The organism is Mycobacterium sp. NGS68 (assembly GCF_059812195.1).
Map to the genome: position 1 here is coordinate 25,673 of NZ_JCALCE010000020.1, position 19,368 is coordinate 45,040.

15 protein-coding genes are annotated in these 19,368 nt (G+C 67.2%); 12 read left to right on the forward strand and 3 right to left on the reverse strand.

The features are described 5' to 3' along the window. Positions 1-7: 7 nt before the first annotated feature. Entirely contained in the window at positions 8-2,383 is a 2,376-nt protein-coding gene (locus AC5Y5V_RS20640; RefSeq protein WP_499939254.1) for a lysylphosphatidylglycerol synthase transmembrane domain-containing protein, read from the reverse strand. A gap of 241 nt (positions 2,384-2,624) precedes the next feature. Here AC5Y5V_RS20640 and AC5Y5V_RS20645 point away from each other — a divergent pair, with 241 nt between their 5' ends. From AC5Y5V_RS20645 to AC5Y5V_RS20695, 11 genes are all read left to right on the forward strand, one after another. Continuing rightward, on the forward strand, positions 2,625-3,572 hold the full coding sequence (locus tag AC5Y5V_RS20645; RefSeq protein ID WP_499939256.1) for a class I SAM-dependent methyltransferase: 948 nt from the start codon (positions 2,625-2,627) through the stop codon (positions 3,570-3,572). Between the two features lie 2 nt (positions 3,573-3,574). Further along, positions 3,575-4,519: a class I SAM-dependent methyltransferase gene (locus tag AC5Y5V_RS20650; protein ID WP_499939258.1), complete on the forward strand. Its 945-nt coding sequence runs from the start codon at positions 3,575-3,577 to the stop codon at positions 4,517-4,519. 95 nt (positions 4,520-4,614) lie between these two features. Beyond that, positions 4,615-5,337: a FadR/GntR family transcriptional regulator gene (locus AC5Y5V_RS20655; RefSeq protein WP_499939261.1), complete on the forward strand. Its 723-nt coding sequence runs from the start codon at positions 4,615-4,617 to the stop codon at positions 5,335-5,337. After that, complete coding sequence (locus tag AC5Y5V_RS20660) at positions 5,334-6,131, forward strand: MlaE family ABC transporter permease (protein ID WP_499939264.1); 798 nt, start codon at positions 5,334-5,336, stop codon at positions 6,129-6,131. The genes AC5Y5V_RS20655 and AC5Y5V_RS20660 overlap by 4 nt, the downstream gene beginning before the upstream one ends. A gap of 1 nt (position 6,132) precedes the next feature. Continuing rightward, the gene (locus AC5Y5V_RS20665) at positions 6,133-7,008 is read left to right on the forward strand and encodes an MlaE family ABC transporter permease (protein WP_499939266.1); all 876 of its coding nucleotides are present in this window, start codon (positions 6,133-6,135) and stop codon (positions 7,006-7,008) included. 5 nt (positions 7,009-7,013) lie between these two features. Further along, positions 7,014-8,228, forward strand: coding sequence for an MCE family protein (locus tag AC5Y5V_RS20670; protein WP_499939268.1), 1,215 nt, complete (start codon positions 7,014-7,016; stop codon positions 8,226-8,228). 10 nt (positions 8,229-8,238) lie between these two features. Further along, positions 8,239-9,270, forward strand: coding sequence for a virulence factor Mce family protein (locus AC5Y5V_RS20675; protein ID WP_499939270.1), 1,032 nt, complete (start codon positions 8,239-8,241; stop codon positions 9,268-9,270). Further along, positions 9,267-10,808, forward strand: coding sequence for a virulence factor Mce family protein (locus AC5Y5V_RS20680; RefSeq protein WP_499939273.1), 1,542 nt, complete (start codon positions 9,267-9,269; stop codon positions 10,806-10,808). Before AC5Y5V_RS20675 ends, AC5Y5V_RS20680 begins: the two co-directional genes overlap by 4 nt. Further along, positions 10,805-12,286, forward strand: coding sequence for a virulence factor Mce family protein (locus tag AC5Y5V_RS20685; protein WP_499939275.1), 1,482 nt, complete (start codon positions 10,805-10,807; stop codon positions 12,284-12,286). Before AC5Y5V_RS20680 ends, AC5Y5V_RS20685 begins: the two co-directional genes overlap by 4 nt. Continuing rightward, the gene (locus AC5Y5V_RS20690) at positions 12,283-13,437 is read left to right on the forward strand and encodes a virulence factor Mce family protein (protein ID WP_499939277.1); all 1,155 of its coding nucleotides are present in this window, start codon (positions 12,283-12,285) and stop codon (positions 13,435-13,437) included. The genes AC5Y5V_RS20685 and AC5Y5V_RS20690 overlap by 4 nt, the downstream gene beginning before the upstream one ends. Before the next feature lie 3 nt (positions 13,438-13,440). Beyond that, positions 13,441-14,991: an MCE family protein gene (locus AC5Y5V_RS20695; protein ID WP_499939282.1), complete on the forward strand. Its 1,551-nt coding sequence runs from the start codon at positions 13,441-13,443 to the stop codon at positions 14,989-14,991. 1,198 nt (positions 14,992-16,189) lie between these two features. Here AC5Y5V_RS20695 and AC5Y5V_RS20700 read toward each other — a convergent pair. Together AC5Y5V_RS20700 and AC5Y5V_RS20705 are read right to left on the reverse strand one after the other, a co-directional pair. Then, positions 16,190-17,425 carry an HNH endonuclease signature motif containing protein gene (locus tag AC5Y5V_RS20700; protein ID WP_499939287.1) on the reverse strand — a complete coding sequence of 412 codons (1,236 nt, stop codon included), beginning with the start codon at positions 17,423-17,425 and terminating at the stop codon, positions 16,190-16,192. Between the two features lie 112 nt (positions 17,426-17,537). Next, positions 17,538-18,254, reverse strand: a complete 717-nt coding sequence (locus AC5Y5V_RS20705; RefSeq protein ID WP_499939291.1) for a TVP38/TMEM64 family protein — start codon at positions 18,252-18,254, stop codon at positions 17,538-17,540. Between the two features lie 107 nt (positions 18,255-18,361). On the opposite strand from AC5Y5V_RS20705, the gene AC5Y5V_RS20710 reads away from it, so the two are divergent. Continuing rightward, positions 18,362-19,366, forward strand: a complete 1,005-nt coding sequence (locus AC5Y5V_RS20710) for a hypothetical protein (protein ID WP_499939294.1) — start codon at positions 18,362-18,364, stop codon at positions 19,364-19,366. The last annotated feature ends 2 nt before the right edge of the window (positions 19,367-19,368 follow it).

A 19,368-nucleotide genomic window follows, 5' to 3' on the forward strand; every position in this document is an offset into this window, starting at 1 on the left:
CCCGCGGCTAGATCATCTCGTTGTTGGTCAGCCAGCGCATCACCGGCCAGCCGACGAACACCGGTATCCAGCAGGTAAGCACGCGATACAGCAGCACCGACGGCACGCCGACGGCCGCGGGCACCCCGAACGCCGCCAGCCCACCGATCAGCGCCGCTTCCACGGCCCCCACGCCGCCCGGGGTCGGCGCGGCCGACGCCAGGGTTCCGCCGACCATCGTCACCACCGTGACCGTGATGAAGGTCGTGCCGCCGCCGAATGCTTCGACGCTGGCCCAAAGCGCCAGCGCCGCACCAAGAGTCGTCCCGGCGGCACCGAGCACGATCAACGCCAGCCGTTTGGGTTCGCGGGCCAGTTCGAGCAGGTCGCCGGTGACCTCCTTCAGCCTGGGACGCACCGCCGTCGACAGCCACCGCCGCAGCTTGGGCACGAACAGAAACGTGCCCACGATGCCCAGCGCCACCCCGCCGATCAGATACAGCACCGTCACGTTGGGGACGAAATGCGACAGGTCAGTCGATGCGCCCGCCGCGGTGCTGAACACGATCAGCAACACGACATGGACGATCACCTGCACGGACTGCTGCAGCGCAACGGCCGCGGTGGCCCGCAACGTGGTCAGGCCGCCCCTCTGTAGGAACCGCGTGCTCAGCGCAAGCCCGCCCACTCCGGCCGGCGTGGTTGTTGCCGCAAAGGTGTTGGCAACCTGCATGATTGACAGCTTCCAAAAGCTGACCAGGCCGTCGGCGCAGGCCCACAGCGCCCCCGCGGCGCCGACGTAGGTCAACGCTGACACCGTCAGCCCCAGCAGCGCCCACCACCAGTTCGCATTCCTCAGTTCGGAAAAGAAGGTCGGCACGGTGCTGATGAACGGATACGCGACGTAGACCAGCGCCACCAGCAGCACCAGTTGAATGACCTGGCTCCGGGTGAACCGGGTGATGGTCTCGGACTTGATCTCGTCCGCACCGGATTGGCGCTTGACCTCCGTGCGAGCGTTCGAGATGACGGTGCCCGCATCCGACACCGATCTCCGGATCCTCTTCGGCACAGCCGATTTGGTGAGCCGGCGGGACGCGTTGAGGATGGCGTCCTTGCCGAAAGCCTCGATCGCCGCGGCGACCGCGGACTCCGCGTCGTACAACGCAGAAGTGGTGACCAGCAGTTGGGCGATATCGGATTGCAGCTGCGATTCGGTGGCTCCGTATTCGGCGCTGCCGAAGCCGCCGAAGAGCACCGTGCCGTCTTCGACCGTGATTTCGTGGCCGCGTAGGTCGCCGTGGGAGATCTGGTGCTCGTTGAGGACCCGCAGCGCCTCCCAGACGTCGCCGATCGGTGTCTGCCCCGGGCATTCGTCCAGCGCGATCCCGCGGACGGGCTGGTGCGCGTACAGCGTCCATCCCCGGTCCAGCGCGGCGACGGCGATCGTCGTCGTGTTGGCCAGGCCCGCCTCGTTGACGGCAATCGACATCAGGGCGCGGTGCTCGACGGCGCGGCGCATCGACGTCTGCAGGGGTGCGGTTTCGGTGCCACGCAGCCGCAGCTTCCGCCAGACCTGGCGCAGGGCGCCGCCGCTGCGCTGGTGCGGTCCGTACAGCTCGACCGCCGCGGGTGAATCGGAATCGTTGGCCGTCGCCGCGAGCACCAGTGCCCCGGGCCCGGCCGGGCGGACCACCCGCAGCCCCGTCACGACGAACCCCCGTTTGGCCATCGCGCGTACCGCACCCTCCAGCGGCACCTCGAGCGCAGGGGTTCCGACGATCAGGACCACCAGCGCCCCGACGAACCACCCCACGCTCAAGCCCAGCAGGGTGCGCGCCGGAACCACGGCGCTCACGACGAGGTGGATCGGCACGAAGGCCAGCAGCAGCGTCCACCACCAGCGCCGCCAGCGGGCGGGCAGCCACGGACCGGACACCGTCAGCACCGCGGCCAACCACGCGATCCACCGCGGGTCGTCGAGGAACTGGGCCAGCACCGTGTGCAGCCGGTCGGACAGGTCGAAGTGCCATTTCGGCGCCGCGATGCCCTTGCCGGTGATCGACAGCGGCAGAACGGCAAGGAGTCCCGCGGTCGCATACGCGCCCAGCAGTTTCCACTGCCGAGAGACGACCAAGCCGATCAGGATCATGAACGGCAACGCCAGAATCGCGATGCCATAGGCGAGGTACACCAGATCGGATTGATTGGGGGTGAGGACGCCGACGATCTGCGAGATCGATTTCTCGAGGTCGACCCACCGCGTGCGGGTAACCAGGAAACTCACGATCACGACGATGAGGAACGTCGCCGCCACGGCAAGCCGGATGATGTCGTTGGTGCGTCGGGTCAGCGGTTGCAGCAGGCTGCCGGAAACGGTGATGTCTCGCCCGTCGACTCGCATGGTGCGGGATCCCTTCGGGACCTTTCCGGATCGGCCGCGCTGTTAGCGGCTCGCCGACAACTTAACCGCATACCTCCTGCGTGGAAATGATTTGGTCGGCGATCCGGACTGCCTACTTTCGCCCTCATCGACAGCGGAGCCCGTTCACGATGGCGAGCGCCTCGACGCGGCACAGCCCGTTCACATGCTGCGCGCGTAGGGTTCGATAGATAGTCTGACTAGCGAATTGGGGGATTCGGACATGCCCAGAACCGACGACGACACCTGGGAGATCACCGAGAGCGTGGGGGCGACGGCGCTCGGCGTCGCGGCGTCCCGCGCGGCGGAAACCGAGAGCGAGAACCCGCTGATCAGCGACCCGTTCGCCCGGGTGTTCCTGGATGCCGCGGGTGACGGCATCTGGAACTGGTTCGCGGCCACCAACCTGCCCGCCGAGATCGTCGAGGCCGAGCCCGACCTTAAGCCGCGGATGCAGGGCATGGTCGACTACATGGCCGCCCGGACGGCGTTCTTCGATCAGTTCTTCCTCGATGCGACCCGCGCGGGTGCGCGCCAGGTGGTGATTCTGGCCGCGGGCCTGGACTCGCGGGCGTGGCGGCTGCCCTGGCCCGACGGCACCACCGTCTACGAGCTGGACCTGCCGCGTGTGCTGGAATTCAAGGCGTCGACGCTGCGCGAACACGGCGCCCAGCCGACGTGCAACCTGGTCAGCGTTCCGGTCGACCTGCGCCAAGACTGGCCTGCGGCGTTGCGGCAGGCGGGCTTCGACGCGGCGGCGCCCAGCGTCTGGTCGGCCGAGGGGCTGTTGCCGTTCCTGCCGGCGGTCGCCCAGGAGCTGCTCTTCGAGCGGGTTCAGGCGCTGGGCGCGGTCGGCAGCCGGATCGCCGTGGAGGCGCCCGGCCCAGACTTTCTCGACGAGGACGCCCAAGCCAAGCGGCGCGAGTCGATGCAACGGGTGCGCGACCTGATCGCCAAGCTTGAGCCGCAACGCGAAATCCCCGACGTGCAGGACCTGTGGTATTTCGAGGAGCGCGAGGACGTCGCGGACTGGTTGAGTCGGAACGGCTGGGACGTGACGGTCACGCCGGCCATAGAGCTGATGGCCGGCTACGACCGCAGGCCGCCGCAGCAAGTCGAGGACGCGGCCCCAGAAACCTTGTTCGTGGCCGCGCAGCGAGGAGGGAACTGAACGTGACCAGAACCGACAACGACAGCTGGGAGATCACCGAGAGCGTCGGGGCGACGGCACTGGGTGTGGCCGCGTCGCGGGCCGCGGAAACCCGTCGGGACAACCCGCTGATCAGCGATCCCTTCGCGCAGGTCTTCCTCGACGCCGTCGGCGACGGGGTGTGGAACTGGCACTCCGCGGCACAGTTGCCCCCCGAGCTCATCGAAGCCGAACCGGAGTTACCGCAGCAGATGCAGGCGATGGTCGACTACATGGCTTCGCGGACAGCGTTTTTCGACCAATTCTTCTTAGACGCCACCGGTGCGGGCATCCGCCAGGTGGTGATCTTGGCGGCGGGGCTGGACTCACGGGCGTGGCGGCTTGAGTGGCCGGACGGCGTCACCGTGTACGAGCTCGACCAAACCAGGGTCCTGGAGTTCAAGTCGTCGACGTTGGCCGAACACGGGGCCGAGCCGGCCTGCAATCGGGTCGCGGTGTCGGCGGATCTGCGGCAAGACTGGCCGACGGCGTTGCAGGCGGCGGGATTTGACGCCGACGAACCGAGCGCCTGGTCGGCGGAAGGGCTGATGCCGTACCTGCCCGCCCTGGCTCAAGACCTGTTGTTCGAGCGCGTGCAGGCGCTGACCGCCAACGGCAGCAGGGTTGCGGTGGAGGCGCTGGGCCCCAAGTTCCTGGACCTCGACATCCGTGCGAGGCGCCGGGAGCGGATGGATCGGATCCGTGCCTACATGGAACTGATAGATCCGCAGCGCGAAGTACCCCGGACCGACGAGCTGTGGTACTTCGAGGAGCGCGAAGACGTCGGCGACTGGTTCCGCCGCCACGGCTGGGACGTGACTGTGACACCCACCGACGAGTTGATGGCCGGGTTTGACCGCAGGCCGCCCAAGGAGATCGAGGAACGGGTTCCGGGGAATCTGTTCGTCGACGCGCGGCGCGGGGATTAGCGGCTCCGGTCACCGTCGCCGGGTTTTTTCGATCTATGCGCGACACACTGGTCAGGCCACTTGACGTCTGACCTATTACCTCCCAGACTGTGCGCATGGCGCTGCAGCCGGTTACCCGTCGATCGGTGCCGGAAGAGGTCTTCGAGCAGATCACCGCCGACGTGCTCAGCGGAGAGATGCGGCCCGGTGAGACCTTGCCCAGCGAGCGCCAGCTGGCCGACGTGCTCGGGGTCTCGCGGCCGGCCGTGCGCGAGGCGCTCAAACGGCTGTCGGCGGCCGGGCTTGTCGAAGTGCGTCACGGCGGCGCCACCACCGTGCGCGACTTCCGGCGGCACGCCGGCCTGGACCTGTTGCCCCGGTTGCTGTTTCGCGATGGCGAACTCGACGTCTCGGTGTTCCGCAGCATCCTCGACGCCCGGCTGCGCAACGGCCCCAAGGTCGCGGAACTGGCGGCCGAGCGACGTGAACCCGGGATGGCCGGACGGCTCGGGGAGTCGCTGCGCGCGCTCGAGAACGACCGGGACCTGCGGGAGTGGCAACTACACGCGTTGCAGTTCTGGGATCATATCGTCGACGGCGCCGGGTCGATCGTATACCGGTTGATGTACAACGCATTTCGCGTCGCATACGAGCCGGCGCTCACCGCGTTGGCCGCCACGATGCCGGGCGAGGTCAAGCGTCCGGAGGCATATCGGAAGCTGGCCGATGCGATCAGCTCGGGCAATCCCGCGCGCGCCAAGAAGGCCGCCGAGCACCTGCTCGAGGCCTCGAACGCGACGCTGTTGGCCGCGCTCGAAAAGCCGGGGAAGCGTCGATGACCGCACACACGGTGATCACCACCTACCTCCGCGACCAGATCCAGCCCGGGATCGACGCGGTCGGCGGCTTCTATAAGACGTGCGTCCTGACCGGAAGGGCGTTGTTCCGGCGCCCGTTTTACTGGCGGGAGACGATCGAGCAGGGCTGGTTCATCACCAGCGTCTCGTTACTGCCGACGCTCGCGGTCTCGATTCCGTTGACCGTGCTCATCATCTTCACGCTCAACATCCTGCTGGCGGAGTTCGGCGCTGCCGACATCTCCGGCGCCGGGGCCGCGCTGGGTGCGGTGACCCAGCTGGGCCCGCTGACCACCGTCCTGGTGATCGCCGGCGCCGGATCCACGGCCATCTGCGCCGACCTTGGCGCCCGCACCATTCGCGAGGAGATCGATGCGATGGAGGTGCTCGGCATCGACCCGATTCAGCGGCTGGTGGTGCCCCGCGTCGTCGCCGCCACCATCGTCGCCACCCTGCTCAACGGAGCGGTGATCACCATCGGACTGGTCGGTGGATTCGTGTTTGGCGTTTACATCCAACATGTTTCGGCCGGCGCCTACGTCAGCACGCTCACTTTGGTCACCGGCCTGCCGGAGGTGGTGATCTCGGTGATCAAGTCGGCCACGTTCGGGTTGATCGCCGGCCTGGTGGGCTGTTACCGCGGGCTGACCACCAAGGGCGGCCCCAAAGGCGTCGGGACCGCCGTCAACGAGACCTTGGTGCTGTGCGTGATCGCGCTGTTCGCCATCAACGTGGTGCTTACGACGATCGGCGTACGGTTCGGGACGGGGCGTTAGCGTGTCCCAGTCCACCGCCGTCGTGCTGCGCTCCCGCTACCCGCGGACCGCGGCCAACGTGAACCGCTACGGTGGCGGCGTCGCCCGAAGATTCGAACAGATCGGCAATTTCGCGCGGTTCACCCGGATCAGCCTCTGGCAGATCGGATGGGCGTTGCGCCGATACCCCCGGGAGACCCTGCGCCTCATCGCCGAGATCGGGATGGGCACCGGCGCGATGGCGGTCGTCGGCGGCACCGTCGCAATCATCGGGTTCGTCACGCTGTCCGGCGGTTCGCTGATCGCGATCCAGGGCTTCGCGTCGCTGGGCAACATCGGAGTCGAGGCGTTCACCGGATTCTTTGCCGCACTGGCTAATACGCGGGTCGCGGCGCCCATCATCTCCGGTGTCGCGCTGGCCGCCACGGTCGGGGCGGGCGCCACCGCGCAATTGGGCGCGATGCGCATCAGCGAGGAGATCGACGCGCTGGAAGTCATGGGCATCAAGTCGATCTCGTTTCTGGCGTCCACCCGCATCCTGGGCGGGTTGGTGGTGATCGGGCCGCTGTACGCGCTGGCCCTCGACATGGCATTCACGTCGGGTCAGGTCGTCACCACGGTGTTCTACGGCCAGTCGAACGGCACCTACGAGCACTACTTCCGCACCTTCCTGCGCTCCGAGGACGTGGGGTGGTCGGTGGTGGAGGTCGTCGTCATCGCGGTGGTGGTGATGATCACCCACTGCTACTACGGCTACACCGCCAGCGGCGGCCCGGTGGGCGTCGGCCAGGCGGTCGGGCGATCGATGCGTTTCTCGCTGGTCTCGGTGGTGGTCGTCGTCCTGCTGGCCCAGTTGGCGCTCTACGGCGTCGATCCGAACTTCAATCTCACGGTGTAACCGCGATGAACCTGCCGGTGCTGTGGAAGTCCCGCCGCGCGTGGGTCTACGTCGAGGGCTTGGCCCTGTTGCTCGCCGGCGCACTGGTGCTCACGCTGGTGTATCTGCAATTCCAGGGGGATTTCACGCCCAAGACCGAGCTGACGATGGTGGCATCCCGGGCCGGGTTGGTCATGGAACCCGGGGCGAAAGTCACCTTCAACGGCGTTCAGATCGGCCGGGTCGCCGCCATCTCGGAGATCGAGCGCGACGGTAGGCCGGCGGCCAAGCTGCGGTTGGACGTGAATCCCAAGTACGTCCACCTGATTCCGGTCAACGTAGTGGCCAACATCGAGGCGGCCACCCTGTTCGGTAACAAGTATGTGGCGCTGTCTTCCCCCGAAACCCCTAAGCGCGAACGGATCTCGTCGAACGACGTGATCGACGTGCGCTCGGTGACGACGGAGTTCAACACCTTGTTCGAGACGGTCACCTCGATCGCCGAAAAGGTGGATCCGATCGAGCTGAATCAAACGCTGTCGGCGGTGGCGCAGGCGCTGGACGGGCTGGGCACCCACTTCGGTGAGTCGCTGGTCAACGGCAAACAGATTCTGGCGCAGCTGAACCCGCGCATCCCGCAGCTCGGCTACGACGCGGGCCGGCTCGCCGACCTCGCGCACATCTACGCCCGCTCCTCGCGCGACCTGTGGGCCTTCCTGCAGAACGCGGTGACCACCGCGGGAACGCTGACCAAACAGCAGCACGACCTGGATGCCGCGCTGCTGGCCGCGGTGGGTGTCGGCAAGGTGGGCGAGGACATCCTGGCCCGGGGCGGGCCCTACCTGTCGCGCGGGGCCGCCGACCTGGTGCCGACGGCCGCGCTGCTCGACGAGTACAGCCCCGAACTGTTCTGCCTGGTCCGTAACTTCCACGATGCCGCGCCCAGAGTCGCGAATGCGGCTGGCGGCAACGGCTATTCGCTGGCGGCCGCCGGGACGATCATCGGCGCGCCCAATCCCTATGTCTATCCGGACAATCTGCCGCGGGTGAATGCCCGCGGCGGACCCGGGGGGCGGCCCGGATGCTGGCAACCGATCACGCGTGAGCTGTGGCCGGCGCCCTACCTGGTGATGGATACCGGCGCGAGCCTCGCGCCGTACAACCACCTGGAGCTGGGCCAGCCGATGTTCACCGAATACGTCTGGGGACGCCAGTTCGGGGAGAACACGATCAACCCATGACGAGGAATGCATGAAGGTCACCGGCACAGCAGTCAAACTCGGCATCTTGTGGTTGGTTCTGCTGGTGTTCACCGTGACGATCATCATCGTCTTCGGGCAGATGCGATTCAACCGCACCACCGGGTACTCCGCGGTGTTCACCAACGTCAGCGGGCTGCGCGCGGGGCAGTTTGTCCGCGCCGCGGGAGTGGAGGTCGGCAAGGTCGCCAAGGTGACGTTGATCGACGGGGACAAGAGGGTGCTAGTGGACTTCAGCGTGGACCGCACGCTGCCACTGGATCAGGCCACCACCGCCGCGGTCCGCTACCTCAACCTGATCGGCGACCGCTACCTCGAACTCAAGCGGGGATACAGCGGCCGTCGGCTCACCCCGGGCGGCACGATCCCGATCGAGCACACCCAGCCGGCGCTGGATCTGGACGCATTGATAGGTGGGTTCCGTCCCCTCTTCAAGGCGTTGGACCCCGACAAGGTGAACAGCATCGCCCACTCGATCCTCACGGTGTTCCAAGGGCAGGGCGCCACGATCAGCGACATCCTTGACCAGACCGCCTCGATCACCACCACGCTGGCCGAGCGGGACCACGCGATAGGCCAGGTCGTCGACAACCTGAACACCCTGCTTGCCACTACGGTCAAGCACGAGAAGGAATTTGACCAAACCGTCGACAAGCTGGAATCCCTGATCACCGCGCTGAAGAACAGGGCCGATCCCTTGGCCTCCGCGGTCGCGCACATCAGCAACGCGGCGGGAACCGTCGCCGACCTGCTGGCCGAGGACCGGCCGTTGCTGCACAGCACCGTCGGGTATCTCGAAAACGTCCAGGAGCCGTTGATCAGCAAACTGGGAAGCCTCGACGAGGTGCTGGGCAAGCTGCCGGCCGCGTACCGGACCATCGGCCGTGCCGGCGGGACGTACGGCGACTTCTTCAACTTCTATCTGTGCGACCTGTCGCTGAAAGTCAACGGGCTGCAGCCCGGCGGTCCGGTGCGCACCATCAAGCTCTTCAGCCACCCCACCGGGAGGTGCACGCCGCAATGAGAACCCTGTCCGAATTCAACCGCGGACGTGTCGGGCTGATGGGTGTCGTGGTCACCGTGCTCGCAATTGGTGTGGGACAGAGCTTTACCAGCGTCCCGATGCTGTTCGCCACGCCGGTCTACTACGCGCAGTTCGCCGACACCGGCGGCATCAGCCCGGGCGACCGGGTCGAGATCGCCGGCGTGAACGTGGGCCTGGTGCGGTCGCTGGAGATTCGCGGCAACCACGTCCTGGTCGGCTTCTCGATGGCCGGCAAGCGTATCGGCACGCAAAGCCGGGTGGCGATCCGCACCGACACCCTGCTGGGCCGCAAGAACATGCAGATCGAGCCGCGGGGTTCAACGCCGTTGCAGCCCAACGGCATCATTCAGTCGGCCCAGACCACCACCCCCTACCAGGTGTACGACGCATTCGTCGACGCCACCAAGGCCGCGACGGGCTGGGACATCGACGCCACCAAGCGCTCACTGAAAGTGTTGTCGGAGACCTTCGACCAAACCGCGCCCCATCTCAGCGCCGCGCTCACCGGTGTCAGGACGTTCGCCGACAGCATCGGCCAGCGCGGCGAACAGATCAAGCAGCTGCTGGCGAACGCCAACAAGGTCGCGCGCGTACTCGGCGACCGCAGCGGACAATTCAACGATCTGCTGGTCAACGCGAATACCCTGCTGGCCGCGTTCCGGCAACGCAGCCAGGCGCTGAGCATCCTGCTGAGCAACGTGAACGAGGTCTCGGACCAGGTGCGCGCACTGATCCGGGAGAACCCGAACTTCAACCACATGCTGCAAGAGTTGAACACGGTCAGCGGCGAACTGGTCAAACGCAAGAAGGACCTCGCCGACGTGCTGGTACTGCTCAGCAGGTACACCGCCGCCCTGACCGAGGCGGTGGGCTCCGGGCCGTACTTCAAGGCCATCGTCGTGAACCTGCTACCGCCGACGATCCTGCAGCCCTGGGTCGACGCGGCGTTCAAGAAGCGCGGCATTGACCCCGAGCAGTTTTGGCGCAATACCGGGCTGCCGTCGTTCCGGTTCCCCGACCCCAACGGCACCAGGTTCCCCAACGGAGCGCCGCCTCCGGCGCCGCCGGTGCTGGAGGGCACGCCCGAACACCCGGGCCCCGCCGTGCCGCCGGGATCGCCGTGCTCGTACACGCCGGCCGCCGACGGCCTGCCGCGGCCCGGAAATCCGTTGCCCTGTCCGTCATCTGGTGATGGGCCGTTCGGCCCGGCGCCGTTCGGCTTCCCCGTTCCGGTGGACGTCCAAGCGTCGCCGCCGAACCCCGACGGGCTGCCGCCGACACCGGGCGTGCCGAGCTCCGGCCGGGCGGGTGAGACGGCGCCGGGCGTTCCCGGCACGCCGGTGCCGCTGCCCGGGATCGCGCCGCCGGGCGCGCGGTCGGAACTCCCGGGACCGGCCGCCGGTCCCCGCCGCCCGGGGCCGCCGGGACCCGCGCCGGGACCCGCGCCACCGGGGCCCGGCCCCCGGCTGCCCGCGCCGCTCATTACGCCCGATGGGACGGGAGGTAGCAATCAATGAGCACCATCTTCGACATCCGCAAGGTTCGCCTGCCCGAGGTCTCCCGCTGGGTGTTGATTGCCGTGTCCCTGGCGGCAGCGCTGGCGCTCGTCGGCGTCATCTTCGGCGCGCAGCTGTACCGGAAACTGACCACCACGACCGTCGTCGCGTATTTCTCTGAGGCCCTCGCGCTCTACTCCGGCGACAGGGTTCAGATCATGGGAGTGCGCGTCGGCGCGATCGACAAGATCGAGCCGGCCGGCGACCGGATGCGGGTCACGTTGCACTACAGCAACAAGTACAAGGTGCCCGCGGATGCCACTGCATCGATTCTCAACCCCAGCCTGGTGGCATCGCGCAGCATCCAACTGTCGCCGCCCTACGTCGGCGGGCCGGTGCTCAAGGACGGCGCGGTGATCCCGATCGGACGCACGCAGGTTCCGGTCGAGTGGGATCACCTGCGCGACTCCATCAGCGACATCCTCCGCCAGCTGGGTCCGACACCGGAGCAGCCGAAGGGACCGTTCGGTGAGGTGATCGAATCGGCCGCGGACAATCTCGCGGGAAAAGGCAAGCAGGTCAACGAAACCCTGAGCGCCCTGTCGGACGCGTTGACCGCGCTGAACGAGGGCCGAGGGGACTTCGTCGCGATCACGCGAAGCCTCGCGCAGTTCGTCAGCGCGCTGTACCGAAACGACCGGCAGTTCGTCGCGCTCAACAATGACCTGGCCGAGTTCACCGACTGGTTCACCAAATCCGACCATGACGTGGCCGACACGGTCAGACGGGTCGACGATGTGCTCGGCACCGTCCGAAAGTTCCTGGGCGAAAACAGATCCGTGCTGGCCACAGATGTCAACAACCTGACCGACGTGACGAACACCCTGCTGCAGCCGGAGGCGCGCGACGGGCTGGAGACCGCACTGCATGTGTTGCCCACCTATGCGGGCAACTTCAACAACATCTACTACCCACTGCACAGCTCGCTCGTGGGTTTGTTCGTATTCCCCAACTTTGCCAACCCGCTGCAGTTCATCTGCAGCGCGATCCAGGCCGGCAGCCGCCAGGGTTATCAGGACTCCGCCGAGCTGTGCGCGCAGTACCTGGCGCCGGTGCTGGACGCGATCAAGCTGAACTATCCGCCGTTGGGCTCCAACCTCTTCAGCTCGGCGGCCACCCTGCCCAAGGAGGTGGCGTATTCGGAGGAACGGCTGCGCCCGCCGTCGGGCTACAAGGACACCACCGTGCCCGGCATCTTCTCGCGGGACACCCCGTTCTCGCACCGCAACGCCGAGCCGGGCTGGGTCGTCGCGCCCGGCATGCAGGGCACCCGGGTGCAGCCGGCGACCGTGAACATGCTGACACCGCAATCGTTCGCCGAACTCATGGGTGGGCCTGACATCGCGCCGCCGCCGCCGGGAACCACTCTGCCCGGATCCCCGAACGCCTACGACGAGTCCAATCCGCCTCCGCCCGCACGGACGGGCCCGGGCCAGTGACCCGGCGGATCCTCGGTGGCTGCCGCCGCGGCGTGGCGCTGTTGCTGGCTCTGGTGCTGGCTTCGGTGCTGGCATCGTGCTCCTGGCGCGGCATTGCCAACGTGCCGTTGCCGATCGGCCGGGGCACGAGTGCGGATCGCCTGACGATCTACGTGCAGATGCCTGAGACTCTGGCGCTGAACACCAACAGCCGGGTGCGGGTCGCCGACGTATGGGTCGGCACGGTGCGCGACATCAGGCTGGACAACTGGACCGCGATTCTGACACTGAACGTGGATCCGACGGTGAAGTTGCCGGCGAATGCGACCGCAAAGATCGGCCAAACCAGCCTGCTGGGCACGCAGCACGTCGAACTCGCCGCGCCGACGGACCCGTCCCCGCGGCCGCTGCGAAACGGCGACATCATCTCGCTGGACAAGTCGTCGGCCTACCCGACCGTCGAACGCACGCTGGCCAGTGTCGCGATCATCCTCAACGGCGGCGGCATTCCGAACCTCGACCTGATCCAACGCGAGGTCATCAAGATCCTCGACGGCCACGCTGACCAGGTGCGCGAATTCCTCGGCCAGCTAGCCACATTCACCGCCGAGCTGAACCGTCAACGCGAGAACCTGACCCGTGCACTCGATGCCACCAGCGAACTTGTGGACATCGCCGCGCACCACAACAACACGCTGGATCGGGTGCTGACCGAGCTTCCGCCACTGATCCAGCATTTCTCCGATACCCGCGAACTCTTCGCCGATGCCACCGAATCTCTCGGGCGTCTCAGCGATCTCGCCAACCGGACGTTTGCGGATACCCGTCCCAATCTGCACCAGAGCCTGCTGTTGCTGCAGCGGCCGCTCAAGCAACTCGAGCGGGCCGCGCCGTACCTGCTCGACGCGTTGCGACTCGGCCTCACAGCCCCGTTCAACATCGACGACGTGGCAAAGGTCATCCGCGGCGACTACGTCAACGTTTCCGGCGCCTTCGATTTGACGCTGTCCACCATCGATAACACGATGCTGAGCGGGACGGGCTTCTCGGGAATGTTGCGGGCGCTCGAACAGGCGTGGGGGCGTGATCCCAACACCATGATTCCGGATGTGCGTTATACGCCAAACCCGAACGATGCCCCGGGGGGACCGCTGGTGGAGAGGGGCGAGTGAAAGATGTTGACTCGCTTCATCAAAACGCAGTTGGCGCTGTTGGCGGCGTTGGCCCTCGTCGCGGTGGGCGTGCTGGGCTGGTACTACCTGCGGATACCCAGCCTCGTCGGCGTCGGACGCTATACCCTCTACGCCCAATTACCGCGCTCCGGAGGGCTTTATCGCACAGCAAACGTCACCTATCGGGGCATCACGATCGGCAAGGTGACCGCTGTCGAGCCCACCGAACGGGGGGCGCGGGCAACGATGAGCATCGACAACGGCTATCAGATCCCCACCGACGCGTCGGCGAATGTGCACTCGGTCTCGGCGGTCGGCGAGCAGTACGTCGACCTGGTGTCCGACCGTACCGAAGGCCCGTACTTCCTCGACGAGCAGACGATCCTGAAGAGCACCGTGCCGAGCCAGATCGGTCCGGCGCTGGATGCCGCGAACCGCGGGCTGTCGGTACTGCCGAAAGACAAAGTGGGGACACTGCTTCGGGAGACCTCACAGGCCGTTGGCGGGCTGGGACCGTCGCTGCGGCGCCTGGTCGACGCCACCCAGGCGATCGCCCACGACTTCCGCGGCAGCATCGACGACATCGACGACATCATCGCGCGCGCCGCGCCCATCATCGATAGTCAGGTCAATGCCGGCGACGACATCGCACGCTGGTCCGCGAACCTCAATATGCTGGCCGCGCAGACCGCGCAGACCGACCCCGAATTGCGCAGCATCCTGGCCAATGCCGCGCCGACCGCCGATCAGGTCAATGCGACCTTCGGCGACATCAAGGATTCGCTGCCGCAGCTCCTGGCCAACCTCGAGGTCGTGATCGACATGCTCAAGCGCTACCACAACGGCGTCGAGCAGGCGCTGGTGTTCCTGCCGCAGTCGGGCGCGATCGCCCAGTCCGTCACCGCGGAGTTTCCCGGGCAGGCGGGTCTCGGCGTCGGCGCCTTGGCGTTCAACCAGCCGCCACCGTGCCTGACCGGCTTCATGTCGGCCTCGGAATGGCGGGCACCCGCGGACACCGGTGCGGCGCCGCTGCCCAAGGGCACCTACTGCAAGATTCCGATGGACGCGACGAATGTGGTTCGCGGAGCGCGCAATTACCCGTGTGTGGACGTGCCCGGCAAGCGGGCCGCGAGCCCGCGTGAGTGCCGCAGCAGTGAGCCCTACCTGCCGATGGGGACCAACCCCTGGTACGGGGAGCCGAACCAGATCCTGACATGTCCCGCGCCGGCCGCGCGTTGTGATCAGCCGGTGAAGCCGGGTCAGGTGATCCCGGCGCCGTCGATCAACAACGGCGTGAACCCGCTGCCGGCGGATCGCGTGCCGGGGACACCGCCGCCGGTCAGCGATCCGCTGCAGCGGCCCGGCTCGGGCACTGTTCAGTGCAATGGCCAGCAGCCCAACCCGTGCGTGTACCGGCCGAACGTGCTTCCCACGTCGATTTACGACGTGCAGAGCGGCAAGGTCGTCGGGCCCGACGGTGTGGTGTATTCCGTTGAGAATTCCCGCAATATCGGGGAAGACGGGTGGAAGCAGATGTTGGCGCCGACGCGCTGAAGATGGCCTGGTTGGCTGTCGGCTGCCCTGCCGCCGCAGAGCATGGACGCCCAGAGTCGCGGGTAGCGGCGCAGGCCTCACATGGCATATGTCTTTGCGCCTGCCTCGTAGAGCTGACGGGCATGTCGTTCACGCTCGCGGGGGCCCTGCCCGCCCGCTGGCCCGCGAGGGCGCTCAGATTTGCGTGAAATTGCGGGTGGGGCCGCGCATATGGGGCCGCTCGCGAGTCCCAGGCGTCACAAGAAAATCGGTATATGGAATTTTGCCCGCCTCGTAGCGACAACGTGTCGCGTGCCCGCGAGTGTGCGCCGATGTACGGCGGCACGCTGCGCTGGCCGGCATGTCGTGCACCGTCGCGGGGACCCGGATGGCCGCCCGCCAGCCCGCCGCTGGCCCGTGAGGGCGCTCAAATTTGCGTGACATTGCGGGTGGGGCCGCGAATTTGGGGACGCTCGCGAGTCCCAGGCGTCACAAGAAAATTGGCATATGGCCTTTTGCCCGCCTCGTAGCGACAACGTGTCGCGCGAAGGCGGGCAAACCGCCACATGCCCGCGGTCGCGCGCCCGCGAGTGTGCGCCGATGTACGGCGGCACGCTGCGCTGGCCGGCATGTCGTGCACCGTCGCGGGGACCCGGATGGCCGCCCGCCAGCCCGCCGCTGGCCCGCGAGGGCGCTCAAATTTACGTCCAATTGCGATGGGGCCGCGAATTTGGCGCCGCTCGCGAGTCCCAGGCGTCACAAGAAATCGGCATAGGGAGTCTTGCCCGCCTCGCAGCGACAACCTGTCGCGCGGAGGCGGGCAAACCGCCACATGCCCGCGGCCACGCCCGCGAGTGTGCGCCGATGTACGGCGGCACGCTGCGCTCGGCCGGCATGTCGTGCACCGTCGCGGGGGCCCGCCGCTGGCCCGCCAGGGCGCTCAAAGTTGCGTCAAATCGCGGGTGCGGCCGCACATTCGGGGACGCTCGCGATCCCCAAACGTCACAAGAAAATCGGCCTACGGCCGTCTGCCCGCCTTGTAGCGACAACGTGTCGCGCGAAGGCGGGCAAACCGACACATACCCGCCGTCCGGCGCCTGCCGGTGACCGGGCGCAGAGGTACGGCGACACGCTGCGCTAGCCGACACTTTCTGCACGCCCACGGCGGGCCGGCCCCGCCGCCGGCCGCCATGTCGCGCACGGATTCGATCACGATCCGCTACGTCCCGGTCTTTTCCGGTTCGTAGGGTGTGTACCACCACCAGTCGGCGCGCTCGCCCAAAGGCCCGTTCCAGGGCGGAACATCGGGTGGGGGTGTGTTGGGTGGTCGGGCCAGGGAGCGGTTGTCCAGGGTGTGGCCGTCGCTGTCGGTGACGGTCAGATCCTCGGCGGTGCCGGAGATGGTGATGCCGCCGCGGTGGTGCAGCCGGTGGTGATACGGGCATAGCAGCACCAGGTTCGAGAGCTCGGTGGGGCCGCCGTCTTCCCAGTGCACCAGGTGGTGGGCGTGCAGGCCGCGGGTGGCCCCGCACCCGGGCACCGCACACGTGGAGTGGCGGTGCTCGAGGGCGCGGCGCAGCCGGCGGCTGATCTGGCGGGTCTCCCGGCCTGCCCCGATCGGTTGTCCGTCGCGTTCAAACCACGCCTCGAAGGTGGCGTCGCAGGTCAGGTACCGCCGTTCGGCGTCGGTCAGCAGCGGGCCCAGGTGCAGGGCGGCGGCACGGGCGGCGACATCGAGGTGCACCACCACCGTGGTGTGCGCCCCATGCGGGCGCTGGGCGGCATCAGCGTCCCAGCCGGCCTCCACCAACCGCAGAAACGCATCCACTGTGGACGGGATCGGGGGCCGCTGCCCCTCGGCGCTGTCGGCGTGGTCGCGTGTCCACTGCGCGATCAGCGCATCCCGATGCGAGGCCAGCGCGGCATCGAACTTCGCCGCCTCCAACCGGCCCAACGTGATCCGGTAACAACTGCCCGCCTCGGTGCCGGTCTTGGTGAGCGAGGGCTCCGGGGCCGGGCGCGGTTCCGGGTCGGGGCGGGGCTCCAACTTGACGGCGGTGCGTAACTGGTTGACCGTGGCCACCGCCGCCAGCTCCGCATAATGCTCATCCGAGCCCGCACCCGCCCCGGCGGCGATCACCCCCACCTGATCCAGCGACAACCGGCCCGCCGCCATCGCCTCGGCACACGACGGGAACTCTGCGAGCCGGCCCGCCACCGTGGTCATCGTGGCCGCGGTCGAGGTCGACAATCCCAGCCGCCAGGCCACCAACGCCTTGACCGACCGCGCCCCGGTCATCCCACACAACCCGTCCCGCTCAATCTCAGCCACCCGCGCCACAATCTGGGCATCAATCGCATTACGCTGACCCGCCAACTCCGCCAACTCCTCAAACAACACCTCCAAACGATCCATCGGTCTGACCGGCGTGACAGGCAAAGCGGACGACGACATAACCACATCAAAGCAGCGACCTACGACAAGTTTTCCGCCAAACGCCATACCGCGGGCCTCGGCCGCGTGAGCGTGATAGATCTCGGCCTGAGGCGGCACCGACAAGTCCGCATTACGGCGTGTCGGGCCGTCGGCGGTTGTGCCCGCGCCACTTTCGGTATCCATGCCGCGCCGCGATTGCGCCGACGACGGCGGTCACGCACCACACCGCGATCGCAGCGTAGGCGAGCGCCGACGACCGATTCCGAATCGCCGCGCCCAGTGCGGTGTAGACAAATGCCCTCGGTGCCGAGCCGATGAACGAGCCGACCGCCATCTGCCACAGCGGAACTCCGAACGCGCCGAACGCGTAGGAGGCCAACGCATCCGAAATGCCGGGAACGAAGCGCTGGCCGACGACCGCCCACAGGCCGCCTCGTTCGATTAACGCGTCGATACGATCGGCGCGCGTTGCGCCGAGCAGAGCTCGGGCGCTGTCCCGGCCGGCCCGGCGGCCGATGCGGCTCGCGACGACGGCGGTGCCCACCGCGGCGCCCAGCGTGACGAAGATGCCCAGCACGGGACCGAACAGCAGCCCGCTGCCCGCGGCCAGGATCGAACCCGGCACGAACAACGCGCCCAGCATCGCCGACGCCACCACGTACGTCAGCGGCGCGGCGGGTCCCGTCGCCGACACCACGCGCCGAACCGCATCCATGTCGATGACGTGCGCGATTGCCACCAGGTAGAACATCGTGCACAGGAAGGCAGCGAAGACGACGAGCTGCGCGATGTGGCGTCGCCGCGATGGGGGTGCCGAGCCCTCAGCGGAACTTTCGTTGTCGACCATAGTGATCGCGATTCTTCCGCACCGGAAAAGTTGTCGGACCCGTGGTGCAGACTCGGCCGCAATCGATGCGACCTCGGGGGTCGCGTCCATACCGAAATGGGGCCGACATGGGCAGCATGGCGAACTTCGTCGTTGTGAAAGATCAGGATTGGCAACTGTTTGACGCGCGCTGGTTGGGCTACCGCATGCTCGATGCGCTGATCGGCGGCCCGGACCTCGCGCTGCGGTACGTGCAGGCTCTAGAGCCGGTCGGCAAAGACGACTGGGTCGACCCGCTGTGGGCTGACGGCGGGGCGGTGGTGGACCTAGATCGCCGGCGGTTGTTGTTCTTCGGTGACGAAATGATGGTGTCCATGAACGAGCGCCGAGCCATCATGACCGCGCTCGCCGTGGTCTGGCCCGATTATGGAATCAGTTGGGCATACAACGGAACCACCGAACTGGCCGGATACGTCGGAGCCGAATTGCGGCCGTATGAGGACAAGCATCGGCCGAACCTCAGGCCCCAGCGCGATCGAAGCACCATGTGCAACCTCGTTTCCGTCGTCGACGCCGCCGGCGAGCTCAGGTTCTGGCCGTTGTACTGCGGCGACCTGAGCAAGGCATGGTACGGCCCCGCGTTGCTGGACCTACTGCCCGGCCGCGGTGTTCAACGGTTGAAGCTCGGCAAGATTCCGCACGGCGGCCTACACATCGACGTGCCGCGAAAAACGTTGGGAGCCTGGGAAACCACCGAGGCGGTGGGCGTATTCGAGGCGCTACCCGGGTTGTGGAGCGGTTGGCGCACCGAGTGTTGGGAGGATCGCTTTGAGGAGCAGGTTCGTCGATGCGAGGGTGCTTTGCGATTGCCGGAGTTGGATCTCGCCGCCGGCGCCGAGAGTGCCCAGTCTTGGCTACGCCAGCGGGTGTTCCACAAATTCGCCGCCAAGGCCGGGCATGTCGCCGAACTCGCAACGTTGATGTGGAAGCTCGCGCCGGACTTGGCTGTAAGCGATGAGGCCTACGACGATTGCCCGACCCGCCCCACCGCCGATGAGTGGGCCCGATTCCAGGCCGCCTGCGGTTCACTGCGCGCGACAAAAGCCAGGTCGGCGCGATCCCGTGCATCGTGATG